The sequence below is a fragment of the Pediococcus inopinatus genome (genome assembly GCF_002982135.1).
Taxonomy (GTDB): domain Bacteria; phylum Bacillota; class Bacilli; order Lactobacillales; family Lactobacillaceae; genus Pediococcus; species Pediococcus inopinatus.
In genome coordinates, this window is sequence record NZ_CP019981.1 from 151,809 (window position 1) to 166,796 (window position 14,988).

General features: G+C 38.6%; 16 protein-coding genes. 8 read left to right on the plus strand and 8 right to left on the minus strand.

Annotated elements, in window-relative coordinates; translation table 11 throughout:
* Positions 1 to 211: 211 nt before the first annotated feature.
* The 8 genes from PI20285_RS00745 to PI20285_RS00780 form a co-directional block, all read right to left on the minus strand.
* On the minus strand, positions 212 to 1,111 hold the full coding sequence (locus tag PI20285_RS00745; RefSeq protein WP_105782160.1) for an IS3 family transposase: 900 nt from the start codon (positions 1,109 to 1,111) through the stop codon (positions 212 to 214).
* Positions 1,060 to 1,596, minus strand: coding sequence for a helix-turn-helix domain-containing protein (locus PI20285_RS00750; RefSeq protein ID WP_105782161.1), 537 nt, complete (start codon positions 1,594 to 1,596; stop codon positions 1,060 to 1,062). The genes PI20285_RS00745 and PI20285_RS00750 overlap by 52 nt, the downstream gene beginning before the upstream one ends.
* A gap of 90 nt (positions 1,597 to 1,686) precedes the next feature.
* Positions 1,687 to 2,223: a hypothetical protein gene (locus PI20285_RS00755; protein ID WP_057775294.1), complete on the minus strand. Its 537-nt coding sequence runs from the start codon at positions 2,221 to 2,223 to the stop codon at positions 1,687 to 1,689.
* Positions 2,224 to 2,375: 152 nt separating this feature from the next.
* Entirely contained in the window at positions 2,376 to 2,732 is a 357-nt protein-coding gene (locus PI20285_RS00760) for an MmcQ/YjbR family DNA-binding protein (protein WP_057775296.1), read from the minus strand.
* 91 nt (positions 2,733 to 2,823) lie between these two features.
* On the minus strand, positions 2,824 to 3,090 hold the full coding sequence (locus tag PI20285_RS00765) for a Txe/YoeB family addiction module toxin (RefSeq protein ID WP_057775298.1): 267 nt from the start codon (positions 3,088 to 3,090) through the stop codon (positions 2,824 to 2,826).
* Complete coding sequence (locus tag PI20285_RS00770) at positions 3,083 to 3,373, minus strand: type II toxin-antitoxin system Phd/YefM family antitoxin (protein ID WP_057775299.1); 291 nt, start codon at positions 3,371 to 3,373, stop codon at positions 3,083 to 3,085. Before PI20285_RS00770 ends, PI20285_RS00765 begins: the two co-directional genes overlap by 8 nt.
* Positions 3,374 to 3,597: 224 nt before the next feature.
* Positions 3,598 to 4,557 (minus strand): hypothetical protein, encoded by a 960-nt coding sequence (locus PI20285_RS00775; RefSeq protein WP_057775301.1) that lies wholly within the window; start codon positions 4,555 to 4,557, stop codon positions 3,598 to 3,600.
* Between the two features lie 96 nt (positions 4,558 to 4,653).
* The gene (locus PI20285_RS00780) at positions 4,654 to 5,001 is read right to left on the minus strand and encodes a hypothetical protein (protein WP_057775303.1); all 348 of its coding nucleotides are present in this window, start codon (positions 4,999 to 5,001) and stop codon (positions 4,654 to 4,656) included.
* Positions 5,002 to 5,291: 290 nt separating this feature from the next.
* Between PI20285_RS00780 and PI20285_RS00785 the strand changes: the two genes are divergently transcribed.
* From PI20285_RS00785 to PI20285_RS00815, 8 genes are all read left to right on the plus strand, one after another.
* Positions 5,292 to 5,813: a hypothetical protein gene (locus tag PI20285_RS00785; RefSeq protein WP_057775305.1), complete on the plus strand. Its 522-nt coding sequence runs from the start codon at positions 5,292 to 5,294 to the stop codon at positions 5,811 to 5,813.
* 27 nt (positions 5,814 to 5,840) lie between these two features.
* Entirely contained in the window at positions 5,841 to 6,560 is a 720-nt protein-coding gene (locus PI20285_RS00790) for a hypothetical protein (RefSeq protein ID WP_057775306.1), read from the plus strand.
* A 3-nt stretch (positions 6,561 to 6,563) separates the two neighbouring features.
* Positions 6,564 to 6,947, plus strand: a complete 384-nt coding sequence (locus PI20285_RS00795; RefSeq protein ID WP_057775308.1) for a hypothetical protein — start codon at positions 6,564 to 6,566, stop codon at positions 6,945 to 6,947.
* Between the two features lie 25 nt (positions 6,948 to 6,972).
* Complete coding sequence (locus PI20285_RS00800; protein WP_057775310.1) at positions 6,973 to 7,479, plus strand: hypothetical protein; 507 nt, start codon at positions 6,973 to 6,975, stop codon at positions 7,477 to 7,479.
* Positions 7,480 to 7,481: 2 nt separating this feature from the next.
* On the plus strand, positions 7,482 to 7,613 hold the full coding sequence (locus tag PI20285_RS11985; protein WP_269084011.1) for a hypothetical protein: 132 nt from the start codon (positions 7,482 to 7,484) through the stop codon (positions 7,611 to 7,613).
* A 503-nt stretch (positions 7,614 to 8,116) separates the two neighbouring features.
* Complete coding sequence (locus PI20285_RS00805) at positions 8,117 to 12,970, plus strand: mucin-binding protein (RefSeq protein WP_105782162.1); 4,854 nt, start codon at positions 8,117 to 8,119, stop codon at positions 12,968 to 12,970.
* A 14-nt stretch (positions 12,971 to 12,984) separates the two neighbouring features.
* Complete coding sequence (locus tag PI20285_RS00810) at positions 12,985 to 13,647, plus strand: EAL domain-containing protein (protein WP_231908615.1); 663 nt, start codon at positions 12,985 to 12,987, stop codon at positions 13,645 to 13,647.
* A 165-nt stretch (positions 13,648 to 13,812) separates the two neighbouring features.
* Positions 13,813 to 14,946 (plus strand): family 8 glycosyl hydrolase, encoded by a 1,134-nt coding sequence (locus PI20285_RS00815; protein ID WP_057775549.1) that lies wholly within the window; start codon positions 13,813 to 13,815, stop codon positions 14,944 to 14,946.
* Positions 14,947 to 14,988 lie beyond the last annotated feature (42 nt).

The following is a 14,988-nucleotide window of genomic DNA, read 5'->3' on the forward strand; positions in this document are numbered from 1 at the left end:
CTTTTATTTGGCCACTTTTAAAAGGTGGCTAACTTGATTATAAAATTCGCGATCATTTTCTAATTAAGATCTTTGGTAAAAAATTATAAACGGTTTTATGTCACAAATCTTAAAAGAAATTATAAAAAGTTTTGGAGTGTAGTAATAATGCTGAAGTGAACCCATAAAATTGGACAAATATTTATGCTGCTCTCTGAACGGCGAGTTCTCGTTATTTTACCGGGGACTTGCCGTTCAATTTTGTTTTAATTCGACGATTATTATAAAAACCTATCCATTCGGTCATTGCTTGGATTAAGCTAGCTTTATCTTCAAAATGTTCATCCATCATTTCAGCTTTCATAATGTGAAAGAATGACTCCATCGCCGCATTATCAAGACAAGTTGCTTTACGTGACATGCTTTGATAAGCGTGATGTTGCTTTAAAACCTGCTGCCAGTGTCGATGTTGATACTGAAAGCCTTGGTCAGTATGGACTGTTGTCCGGTAATTTAGTTTTGGTAGCTTTTCTAAAGCCTCTTTAAGCGGTTTAATTGCGAATTTAACTGTTGGATGTTCACTAATATTGAATGCTAGAATTTCTCCAGAAAACAAATCAAGAACTGGTTCGAGGTAAACTCGTTCGTTCATTCCCATGTTTCCATGTCTGAATTCACTAACGTCTGCGACGAGCTTTTGATAAGGTCTATCGGTTTTGAAGCGTCGCTTTAAGCGATTAGCGGCGATTTTACCCACTAAACCTTTATATGAATTATATTTTTTGGTTTGTCGATTAAAGGCATGACACAACCACCCGTGTTCCTGCATAATTCGCAAAACGCGTTTATGATTAACTTTAAATCCTAAATCATGTAATGCATTTGTAAGTCTTCGATAGCCGTATTTTTTGGTGTATTTTGGATCTTTTTGGCGAATCTCGTCTATTGCTTGAATAATCTGGTCATCATCAAATTTACGTCTCTCATGACTCTGAGTGTAGTAATAGGTACTGCGTGGAATTTGGATTACTTTAAGAATCAGTTTGATAGAAGTTTGGAATAGTTGCCTTAACTCGATGGCTATTTCTGAGATTTCTTTTGTACTGATTTTTTCCGAGTTAAGGCCTCTAATTTTTTTAGGTAGGTGTTCTCAATCTTTAACATTTCATTTTCTTTTTGAAGCTGTTTTAAATCCTCTTTGGCTGTGGAATTGTCCTTTTCGACAATGGGTTTGCGACTTTTATTCTTGTGTTTTACCATGTTCTTGGCGTTGCCTCGCTTTCGCTCTAGACCCACAATTCCTAATGCCTTAAACCGACTTTCCCATTGCCAAATGGTACTCGGCGAGGATAAATTAAAATGTAAGGCAGTTACTGGAAGCGAGGCCTGATTTTGTTTTCTCCAGTTTAATACATCGACTTTGAACTGGCTAGCATATTCTAAATCCATTGCTTTGCGTTTAAGACCGTTAAGGCCAAATTTCTCATATCTTTGAATCCAATTTAAAACTGTGGCACTACTACCAATCCTGTATTTGTGTGCTAATGAATTAACGGGCAGACCACCTAAATATTCAGTTACTACTTTCACTTTGAAATCAAAATTAAATTTAACCATAAAAGAACCCCCAAGATTAGATTTTATCTGTCCAATCTTGGGGGTTCACTTCATTTAAGGAAAGAGATTTTTGTTTGTTTATATTTTTTATTAATCACTAGAACTAGCGTTACTAGCGGAACTTTTGGATTGACTGGAACTGCTGCTTGCTTTGCTACTTGAACTAGCTTTAGTTTGTGAACTAGAAGTTGCCTTGATTGATTCAGATTCACTAGAAACTTTTTCGGCATTAGTCGAATTTTGTTTGGCGTCTCTGGCAACTCTGGCCTGCTCACGTTTTAAAGAAGCGGCGACTTTATTGTTAGAAGCCTTTTCTCGTGCGAGAGATTCTTTGGCCTTACTAATTGAATTGCGGGCCCGAAAAATTGACGAGGATTGCGCGTTAGATCGGTCTTTCGCACTAAGGCTTGATTTAAATTTAGCGATCGAGGCCGATTCCGCACGTTTTTCTTTCCGTGAGCTCGCAGCACTAGGAGTCAGGTTATTGGCAGGGGGCTCCATTTGGGCATGCCGAATATACACGAAGGTCGTGGTCGCGATAAACAGCAGCGCAACCGCTATCCAAAATATGATCTTAATGCGTGATTTTTTTCCGTGTTTATTAAGATAAAGATTTCTTCGGTTCATAAGTCAAAGCGTACCTCCTAAGCCAGAGTTGTTTAGCTTCATTATAAACGATTTTTAGTCTGTTAGGGTACAGCGATGATTGATTACGAAATTTTGTGAGCTTAGAAAAATATGGTGATCGTCCTAATCTGGTTGCCGTTCACTTTATCAGATTATTGAGTTAATTCAAAACTATCATCGAGTAGCCCAAATAATTGATCGGGATCGTCAATTGCAGTGAGGTCGGCTGTAATCCAGTGCTCTTTATTCATGTGATAGGCAGGGTAGTAAGATTTACTGCTTTTTAAAATTGCACCCAGTTCAGGATTTACTTTGAAGTCGATAACCCCAATTTCAGTTTGCTGCTCACCGTACAATTTGTTCTGTGGAATAAGCATCATTAAGCCAAACCACTTGTTATTACGTTTGTTTTTGAAGACACAATAGGTGGGGAATTTTTTAAATGGATATTCAGGTTGAATATCGTACTTTTCAGTTACATAGTTAATTATTTCTTCACGTGTAACCATTTTTTCTGCCTTCTTTTTTGATTAGGATAATCAAAAATGACTATGAACCTCAATTATTAGTTCATAGTCATTTTTTAGTATCCTTATTAATTTATTCGTAGTGGGACCAAGCAGATAAGATTGTGACAATATGATTATTCTTGTCAATTGAATAAACTACGCGATGTTGTCCATTTAATCTGCGCGAATATTTACCTTGACCAGGTGGTGTAAGTTTCTCAAAGTATTGAACTGGGTCGTATGGGTTTTGTTTTAAAGTTTCAATAATGTCTCTTAAAGAATCACGTAAATAACTGTTTTGAGCTTTCTTTAAGTCAGATCGTGCTGACTTGACTGCTCTAACTTTCCATTCAGTCATTTGTTTTTTCCGAATCAACTTCTTTATTAATATCGGCTAACATGTCATCGATATCTTCTGTCTGGTCCTTTTCGTGTGCAAGTGAGAATTGTAGTTGGCCGTTAGAAAGAAGTGCCATAGTTTCCTGTTGCGCCTCCCAGTCACTTTTACTAACAATAACAGCAGAAGTACTTTCATCACCATTGGCACGTACAATTGTAATAGGCCGACTATTTTTATTAACGTCTTTTAAGATATTATATAGATTTTGGCGTGCTTTTGTTGGAGTGTAAATGTCTTGCATAGTAAATTCCCCCTTGTATAATGTTACTTTTCTAAACACATTTACATAATAACGTACTTAACGTCGTACGTCAATGCAAAGTGTCTGAAAGAAAAAGTCATATCAAGCGGACAAGCCAAAGGGTGTATAACCATTACACAGGTTATACAAAAAAGAATTTAGTGGTTCAGTTAATTCAAGTTATTAAGTTTAGGTGCAATTAGGCTATGAAAGAGTTTTATTTCTTATTTGAATAGATAACTAATTGCCTTACTTATTTTTTTTCGTTTAGTCACATAACCACCATGGACAATTTTAGGCTTATTTTCAAATGCTGCAAGGCGTCGTCGATACCAGCGCCGAGTCACATAGTAAATCAATAAAAACAACGTCATAAAGGTGATTAAGCCAGGCATTCCCCAAACGATAGTCCGAAATGATGTCCAAAAAGGAATGTGGGTCAGGACAACACCACCGCTATGATCACGCATTACACGCATAGTTACGGAATGGCCGGTGGGATATTTATGATAGATGGCATCACTAAACTCGTGTTTAATAGTGTTTAACTGCGCTTGTTTGGAATGATATTGAATAGTTAAAAAATAGTGATAACGGATATTTTTTCCACCCTCAAATTCGAGGTTTCGTTTGGCAATATAACCCGTTACTGATGTACCAGTATAGCGGGTGGCTAAACTTTTTGTGGTCGGAATGATGCCGGTCGTTAAGAGAAGCCCAGCGATCGCAATCAAAAGGGGGCTAAATGAAATTGCCGAGAACCATTTAGGGCTTTTTTTATTTGGCCAGAATAAGGAGTCCAAAAGCATACAAATTTCCAGAAAAATGGCGGCCACTAAAATAGCAGCCAACCAAGTTAGCATGACATCATGAGACTGTCGATGGCGATTGGCAATATTGGTACTCAAACTACCATTATTTTTGTCCCATAAACGATAAACAGCTTTGTTGATTGGTGTGTGTTCCAGTGAACCGTCGTCAGATTTATAGTAGGCGGTGTAACTTTCGACTAATCCGGTTTGCGTTTGATGAACCGTGATTTTAGAAATGGTTTGGTTAGCTGGAAGTTGGTTAGTTATATGCGGTGTAAACAAATACCAGGCACCCCAAAACATGACAAGGTTGATCACAATGACACCAATGACAGTATAGATGGGATTGGTTTTTTTATCCGAATTTTCCATATGAGTGAATCTTCCTTTTTAAGCAAGTTGTTAAAAATGGCTACATTTCGGATTGAGACTGAAATGCGGCCATTTTTTGTTTAGCTATCTAAATGTTTAAAACAGTGAGATGACGTAGCTTCCGAGTCCTAAGACGCCAAGCACCCCAAAAAGGATGCCAAATATGTATGTCCAAATACGGTTGCGGATGAAAAAGAGAGAGGAATTGTCTATGACTTCGACACGCTGTCCCGTTTGTTCATCAATGTAGATCCTTTTTTCGGTGGAAATAAAGAAGCGACAAAATAGGTAATTTACTCCAGCAGATACGGTTCCTGCAACAAGCCACATTAAACTAGATTGCAGTGCGTTTGGTAGATTTAAGCTTTCAAACATTGCCCCAACGAAGATTCCGAGAAAACCTGCGACTAGAACTAACAGACCTTTACCTTTCCAAACAAGCATTTTCGGTTCCTCCTTATGGTTCAATTATTAATATAAGTATACAGAAATTTTGGCTGTCGTCAACTAATTTTTCAATGAAAATGAGTATCTTTATCCCATTTTTTTTAAAGTAATGTTTAGCTAATGTTAAAAGTGATTGTACTAGAAGAAATTATTTGATAAAATTGAGAGAAATTCGTATTAAATACATTTAAGAATTGCATAATAATATCATCAAGGGCTTTTTATTTATTTTTACAGCCATTTCTAAATGATACTAACTTCAAACCAGCAAAGGATTCCTAATTCCCATGAAAAAAGTGACAGTGATTGCCCTAATTATCTTTTTCATTTGGTTTACGACCATCCTTATTATGTGCGTTGGCCGTTTCAATACGTACTATCTTAACAATTTTGATGCCTATAATTTCGATAGCCCCGTTATTTACAACGTGATCAAAGGCCGTCAGTTCAAAGTGACTTATTTAAACCTAGTTTCACAAAATGGCTCTGGTTTATATCATGACAGTAAAAACGAAACTATCCGTCTTTTAAATAGCGAACGGTTTAACTATGGGAATGAGACGGATTATCCAGGATATTGGAGTAGTCAAGGAAATACAATTACGATGACTGATTTTGATGGTGAATCTGGATTTAAGATTAGTCATTTGAAGCATGTTAAGGGCCACATTTATATTGCTCAGTTGGAAGAGTATGGAGATGGTGAGGTTATTTACAGGATCAGGTTGGTAACTCAAAAGAAAGCCAAAACGACTTTAAGCGACTTATTTAATTTCTATCCAACATACGATCTTTTAAAAGGTAGTTAATTAGCTGCACATATTTGGAGGAATAAAATGAAAAAATTTGGTTTGAACTATACGCTCACCATCATTGGTCTAATTGCAACGATTGCTCTGTGGTTGGCAGCTCAGGTTTCTGCGGCCGTGGACTTTCGAGCGAATCCATATCGGTGGTATAAAGTTATTCAAATTTCAGCAAAAGACGTCACAATTCATAGCTGGGCGATTTTGGCAGTCGTCACACTTGTGTTTGCTTGGCGAAGCTTTAAGGTGCGTTCGACAGTTACCAACGGTGGGTCAATTAAGCAGTTTAACCAGCTTCTATTATGGTTTGGCTGCTTGATGCCGTACATTTTGGTGATTGCATCCGAAACGTTATTTTATGTAGCGGCGCATACTTGGTTGAATAGTGGGACGGATAACAGTGATAACGGAATGTGGTTTTATGCGTTGGCAGCGCCTATTTTGATCGGTGTATTTAGCCTGATTGTGCAAGCAATTACATTTATCCTCCTTTATTCAGGTTTCCGAAATGTGAAAATACGCAAAATTATTCTTATTACGTTGATTGTAACTTACGGCCTTTTCGTAGCTGAACGAATCGGGTGGATTGTATTGATGGGAATGGGCGTTGGTGTAGGTGTTTTATCGGCAAGTGCCAGCATTTTTGTGTTTTTATTAGTGCCATTTATTATTATGCCAATTCTTTCAGTGATCACGATCATTCAAAATAAACGGGTGCAAATGGACAAGAGTCGGACATTTGAGGGGTAAGTGATGAAAAAAGCACTTTTGGTGTTAGGCATTCTCGGAATATCAATCGGTGCGCTTTTGACGGCATGTTCACCAAAGCATATAGAGGTGACTAATGCGGTGAATCGTTTAACGCGTGATTATCATACTCATAACTATCCCGGAAAGATCACTGCAGTAAAAGCGACCCATACTGGGTATGAAATGTATACATATTTAGATTTAAAATATAAATATACAGAAAAGGTCAATGGTCGCAAAGTAAGTATTTCAGATGAAGCGGGTTTTGATAAGTACGAAGATGGGAAAAAGTATGACACCACGATGTATTATGATGGGAAATCCGATTTTTCACAAGACATCGCGATTTTTGTCCAGCAAGCCGCTTGGCAAACAGCCCAAAGCTAAAAAGGTTGTTGCGAGGACACAGCGTGTGTTCAAACAGTTGGCAACCAAAGTGCATGGATTGTCCTACAAAAAAGTTACCGGAGAAGTTGGCGGTGAGTTGGAACGTAACTATGCATTCCTGCCTTCAGGAAAGAAAAATGCGAGCGCACGAGAAACTCTCACCAATCAAATTACAAAAAATCGGCGTAGTGCTTCTAAAACGGCCCAGGCTTTCAATGGTTTCTATAATTTCCCGGTACAGCGTTTTATGGCACAAAATATCATGTGGTTGCATGTGGATATGCAATATCCAATGGCGCACGATAGCCAATCAAAAAAAGGTGCAAATCAAATTAATGTGATGTACAACCAGATGTTCACCCAATTGAAAAAGCTGGATTTGACTCATTTGCCAGACGGAAAATATGTGGTGGAAGTCTGGTTTACAACCAAGGGTAAAGAAAACGATAATTTGGATGACTGTCTGTTAACCATTCATGATGGAAAACTGACAGATGCCAAACGTTATCAGGACAACCCCTATGGAGAATAAAAATGAAAGCACATCATAAACTAACTGTATTAGGTGTAACGCTTCTAATTTTGGTTGTGAGTACGGCGGCGCTTGTTTCTCAAATCCAGTTTAACCAGCAAGAACAGACATTTATCAAAAAGTATAAATTTTAAACGTCATGAAAGTGCGATAATCCTGTTGTGCTTGTCAGATGAAATAATATAATTCATCTGATTATCATGGAGGATTTTTTCTGTGTCTAGATCTAGATACACAACAGCTAAAAAATTAGCGACAGCAAAATAAAATGCATAGCTCAGCTCTTGTTTAAGGATTATGTGCATGAGATCGAACCTTTCTTTTTTTATTATTATATCCTACTTTGTAGAATGAGGTTAGATAAAATTAGACGTTTAAGTTAGCTATATTTATAATTCGAAAAGTTTTGTAGTGCTTTTTTTGCCTATTATTTAAACGGAAAGGCTCTAGATTTAGCAAATATAAACTTTAGCCACTAAATTATTGATGTGCAATCGTTTGATTATACGTAAAACACCAAAATATATCTTTGCATTTGCCCTATTTTTAATGTTTTTTTGGTGAAAAAGTGCTATTATTTAATCGTTTACATGTATTGAATTTTACATATGGGTTTATAAAAAACGGAGGAAAGATTATGATTGACAATCAGCGAAAAAATAAGCGTTTAAAGTTATTACATGATAGTGGTCGGCTAAAAGAACATTTCAAAATGTACAAAGTGGGGCGAACCTGGTTATTTTCCGGAGTAACGGTTCTAGTTTTTGGAGCCGCTACTTTCTTCGATTTACCAAGTATCAAAGCAGATACTACTGCTGCCTCTACTGTGGCTACAGAACAAGTTAACGGTTCATCTGCTTCCACTGCTAAAGCTTTGAGTTCAGCAGCTAATTTCAGTTTAGCTACAAGTAATGCAAGTGCAAGCAGTTCTATCGCCTCAGCTGGCAATTCTAGTGCTACTAATACAAACAGCGTGGCTTCAAAAAATGTTGCTGTTTCACAAAGTAATTCTAGTTCTATGGCTGTTTCGCAAAACTCTCCCGTAAGTAGTGCGGCAAATCTGAATAACAGCGGTGATAAAACTAACAGTTCTGCTGTAAGTGAGGTTAGTTCATCAAGTACTAACCAGACAGGTGCGAGTGTTGCTCAAACTAATTCTGAAAGTACTGTCACTTCTCATGATACAGGTGGATCCATGAGCAGTACCGAAAGTCTGAGTTCGAACAAAAGTATTTCGAGTACAGAAATTGAAAATTTGCAAGACCAATTACCTACAGGAACTTTAGTTACAGAGAATAATGGTATTCTTCATATTGATCTATCAGCTGGAGATGATCCAACAGCTGTAAAAGCCATTCTTGAAAATATGGATATTGAATTTCCAGTGACCTTAAGTGCTAAGGATGCTGATACTGCGACAAGTTACTCGGCAGCTAATTTAATAAATAGCGGTGAAATTATATTAAACAGTCTAAATTGGTCATCTGCTGATAATAGCACAATGGATTATTACCAATTTTCTGTCCCAACGGATGGATTAATAACAATTAAGGCTAATTCGGGGTTAAAGGCCGGAGATACAATCAATTTGGGAAATCTTTCAATTACGGGTCAATTAACCGGTAGTGCATCAATGAATCTAAGTTCAGCAACTCTAACAGGAATTGGAACGCTATCAGGCTCTGTGATTACGTTGGATGATACTTATAATGATGCTGTAGACCACTCAATTAGTATCAAGTTCCCCACAAATATAAGTTCAAATACGACTAAAAATATTGACGACAGTAGTCTGAAAATTTCTGAAACTTATTTAGGTCAAACAATAACAATTAACTATGAACCAGTTATACCAGCAGCAGTTGTGGATAATGGTGGAGGTTTTACTGAAAATTCATATACAAATGGTACGACCGGTTATGTATATTCAGGCGTTCAATTTGGTAGTACAACTCCATATAAAGACTTACTAGGATCAGATGGCACAATAACAACGGATACTTCTTATCCAGACCAGGACCTGGTTTATGTATGGAGGTTTGCGGCCAATCCAAATTTACAAAGTGTTTCATCCCCCCAAATATATGAAAATGGTGGCACAACTGGAATGCAAGGTATTATGCCGGATGCTAGCGGTATTGCTAATAATGGACATTACACCAATGGAAGTTTTGATGGCTTAAAATTTTACACAATTCCAAGTGATACAGCAATTGCGGACGTTGAAAATGTTTTGCCAGTCGGCGGGTATACAACTTACCAGGATGCTGATGGAAATTGGTATGCAGCAGTTAATTTTGGTCAGTTTGGCACTGACAATGCAGTAAAGACAACTGCTGACTGGGTTACTGATAGTGTCAATGATAATCCCTGGACTGCTGATGAAGGAGCAGATGAAAAAGCAGTTACTGCTTTGACTGGCAACAATGCCATTAATGGATCCTTTATTAGTGCTGGTATTCAAGTCAATGGAATTCCAATTGATCCTAACTATGTAACACCATTTGAAATAACTGTTTATTCAAGCAGTAATAGTTTTGCGACTCCGATTAGTAATTTAACTGCTGAAACAAAGCCAACGAGTGTCGCGGTGGCAGGTCAAAATACTGTTCAATTTGTGAATGCGGATCAGGATGGTAACCTTATTGGAGCTACAACAGATTCAGACGGTAATTCAGTTCCAGCTTCAACAACTCTAGCAGGTTGGGCGGATGGCAATAGTGTTGGTCAAACGGCAACAAATTATGACTATACTGCAGCCAAAAATTTGACTGATAGTAATGGAGAAGCATACCGATTGGATGATGAAAGTCAGGCAGAATATACAGGCCCTTATAGTCTGACGAATAAAGTGATTTATGTTGTTTATGATGCCACTGTCAATGTTACTTTGACTTACGTTGATGATGACAATAAAGAAGAACCTGTGGGTGATTCAGTTACACAAAGTGGCTTTGCGGGCGATTCGGTTACGTTTGATAATATTACTGTTCCAGCTAATTATGAATTGGCCTCAGGAGAAACTGCTGCAGACAAAACAGTAACGCTAATGGCTGATGACAGTGATAATATTGTGATTCACTTAGTTCATAAAACCGTCGTAACTACACCAACAGATCCGGATGATGTGAACTATGGTGATACGCATCAAAGCGTAAATGAAATAATTAATTATGTGTATGCCGATGGCACACAGGCTCATGATCCAGCGACGGCTAGTTTAGACTTTACACGGACGGTTACGACGGATAGCGTTACGGGTGAGGTAACCAGTTATGGTGACTGGACAGCAGTTGATGGTGATGACTTTGCGGCAGTGGAATCACCGGTAATTGTCGGTTACACACCAGATGTTAGCAGCGTCGCTGCGGTAAACGATGTGGACGCGGCAGCGGACGATCTTACTGAGAAAGTAACTTATTCAGTAGATAATCAAAAAGCAAACATTAAATACGTTGATGAAACAACAGGCGACACACTTAAGACTGATCCGATTAATGGGGATAGCAATACAACTAGCGATTACAGTACAGCTGATGAAATTGCGGCATTAGAAGGACAAGGTTATGAACTAGTTAGTGATACGGTACCGGCAGGTGGCATTGTATTCGATACCGATGGCAAGACTGATCAGAGCTACACGGTTACTTTTAAGCATAAAACCGGCACAACTACACCAACAGATCCAGATGATGTGAACTATGATAATACGCATCAAAGCGTAAATGAAACAATTAATTATGTGTATGCCGATGGCATACAGGCTCATGATCCAGCGACGGCTAGTTTAGACTTTACACGGACGGTTACGACGGATAGCGTTACGGGTGAGGTAACCAGTTATGGTGACTGGACAGCAGTTGATGGTGATGACTTTGCGGCAGTGGAATCACCGGTAATTGTCGGTTACACACCAGATGTTAGCAGCGTCGCTGCGGTAAACGATGTGGACGCGGCAGCGGACGATCTTACTGAGAAAGTAACTTATTCAGTAGATAATCAAAAAGCAAACATTAAATACGTTGATGAAACAACAGGCGACACACTTAAGACTGATCCGATTAATGGGGATAGCAATACAACTAGCGATTACAGTACAGCTGATGAAATTGCGGCATTAGAAGGACAAGGTTATGAACTAGTTAGTGATACGGTACCGGCAGGTGGCATTGTATTTGATACCGATGGCAAGACTGATCAGAGCTACACGGTTACTTTTAAGCATAAAACCGTCACAACTACACCAACAGATCCGGATGATGTGAACTATGATAATACGCATCAAAGAGTAAATGAAACAATTAATTATGTGTATGCCGATGGCACACGGGCTCATGATCCAGCAACGGCTAGTTTAGACTTTACACGGACGGTTACGACGGATAGCGTTACGGGTGAGGTAACCAGTTATGGTGACTGGACAGCAGTTGATGGTGATGATTTTGCGGCAGTGGAATCACCAGTAATTGTTGGCTACACACCAAGTCAAGCCACATATAAAGCAGTAAATAATGTTACAGCTGATCATGGCAATATTGTCGGTACAATTACGTATAGCAAGACAGCGATTGAAAATGAAGATTTAACTATTAAGTATATTGATGATACTGATGATTCGACAGTTAAAACTGATACAATTTCTGGAGAAATTGGTGCGAGCGGCAGTTACAAGGTCAATATTTCAGCAGGTTATACATTAGCTGATGGACAAAATAGTTCAATGGATTACACAATTACAGCTGATGATAGTGATAATTTAACCGTGCATTTGACACATAAGATTCTTACGGTTGATCCAAGTAACCCTGGTCCTGATCCGGTTGATCCTGATAATCCCGATGGACCAACTAATGCGGATTACACTGACGAAATGAATCAAACGGTGAATGAAACGATCCATTACGTTTATGCAGATGGTTCAAAAGCTGCTGAAGATCATACGGATTCCGTGTCATTTAATCGCACCGTCACCATTGATGAAGTAACTGGCCAAGTTGTTTCATACGGTGATTGGAAAGCAGTTAATGGAGATAACACATTTGATGCTGTGACATCACCAACCATTGCTGGATATACTGTGAGTCAAGCGGTTTATGCTGCACAAACAGTTAGCGGGGATTCTAATAATATTGAAGCAAAGGTAACTTATACAGCAAAAGCCCCAGCTGGTAATTCAGGCGACAATGGCGGTGATAAGACCCCAGAGCAACCATCTACAGAATTACCAGGAGCAACTGGTGAGACTTCAAATACTGTTGAACAAACAGGGGCAAAGACTCAATCAAAGCAAGAACCAGTTAAGACTAATAATTTAGTTCTTCATAAAGAGTCTCAGGCCAAGAAAGCAGCAGTTAGTGAAGTTAAGCGAGCTGGGATTTTACCACAAACTGGTGATAATAAAAATTCAAGCCTATCTGTCTTAGGTGTAGCATTATTATCTGCAACTTTAAGCCTATTTGGATTACGACTAAAGAAAAAAGAAGATAACTAAAGGAAGTGGAAATTTTGAAAATTGAAAATTACCGTTTATTTCGACAAACTTGTTTTGATCTCGATAATGAGAAAGTGGATAGCTATGAATTGCTGATGCGGAAACAGGATGGCTATCGGTGGCTGGCGCCAATTGATTTTAATATGCTGACACCACAGGCTTTTTCAGAGATTGTGACTGACGCGTTGCTGCATTTGCCTTCTAACTCACGAATCATGATTAACTTAGATCATGACCAGTTTGTGGATCACGCTATGTTGGATGCTTTAATTGCCATCCACAAGCAGATGCCAGATTATACTTTGATTGTAGAATTGACAGAGCGGGATAATGCGAAAACCATTATGAATGTTGAATTGTTAACTTCTGCAATGTATCTTACAGATAAAGGTCTTCTGCTATGTCTCGATGACGTTGGTTCAGGTGTCAATAGTTTCGATACTTTAAAGCCGTTATTACCTTATGTCGTAGAACTGAAGTTTGCGCTTCAAAACTTTGAGCCGGAAATCAGTGTGGCCTATAATAAATTGGCTTTCTGGAATCAAGTGGCTAACTATTTGGACAAAAAGTTTGTTTTGGAGGGAATCGAAACAGGCGAAGATTTGGTGATAGCTCAACAACTAGATATCGAGTACGGTCAGGGTTTCTATTTTGACCGACCCCAACAATTTTATTAGAAGATCAAAATCGTTGAAGGCCCATTCGTAGATGAATGGGCCTTTTTAGTTACTTTTCGAAAATTATAGTGATATGCGATAGAATCAGCGGAAAAGATCAGCTATTTCAAATATTTATCGCTATAATAAAGGTAACAGATTTATTCGAAGGGGAGTTTGAAAAAATTGAAGCGGAAAACATTACTTTGGGGAATTTTAGGAATCGCGATTGTGGCAGGAATTGTAGTTGGATTCACAAATATGCAGCCGACAGCTCCTGTACAGGCCAAAACGAACCAGTCAGTTACTTTATATAATCAATGGAAGAAAGCCTATGTTGCGGGTGGGTCGAAAAAGTACGTAAAGTCCAATAACAGCCAGGGAGCTACGAAGGTCATCTCTGAAGGCCAAGGCTATGGAATGCTGGCGACAGTGTTGGCCGCCAAAAAAGGAGCTAACACGCATACTACGTTTAATCAATTGTATAGCTATTATCATGCACATCGAATTTCTAGTAAGAATCCGTTAATGAGCTGGGAACAAACAAGCCGTCGCGGGAGACTAACCAGCGTCGGTTCTGAGAAGAACAGTGCCACTGACGGTGATTTGGATATTGCTTATTCTTTGATTTTGGCTGATAAAAAATGGGGAAGCAAAAAAACAAATTACAAAGCTGCTGCTAAGGCGCTTCTAGCAGCGATTAAGAAACGCGAAATTAACAAGACGACTTATCTACCCAAGATGGGTAATTGGGCGACTAGCAGTTATGACCAAAGTAAATTGCGCACGTCGGATTTGATGACGGGCTATTTCAAAACATTTGCCAAGTACACTAAGGATCGTACTTGGACCAAAGTGGCCAGCCAGAGTCAAAAAGCAATCGTAAAATTGAGTGCACGCAATAAATCAGGTCTATTTCCAGACTTTATTAAAGCAACAGGGAAAACTATTAAGCTATCAGCAGTTAAGCCCTATCAGATTGAAAGCGGCCGTGATAACCAATATGGGTACAATGCATGTCGGGTGCCGTGGCGATTGGCGCAAACTTACTTGATTACTAAAGATGGCACCACGAAGCGGGTGTTAAAAAAGCAGTTGGCTTTCTTTAACAAACGAAAGAAAATTACGGCTGTTTATACGATGAGTGGTAAGGCGGTTAATAATTATGCAAATACAGCCTTTACCGCCCCTGTTAATATGGCTGCTAGAACCCTTAAACAAACCAGTTTGAAAAAGAAAACAGCTAAACAGTTGCCTAAATCAATTGAGAAGAAAAATTATTTCTCAGCAACTTTGCAGGTGGTCACTGGATTACAATGATCAATTCAAGATTGTGATAATCCTTTTATATGAAAAATGATG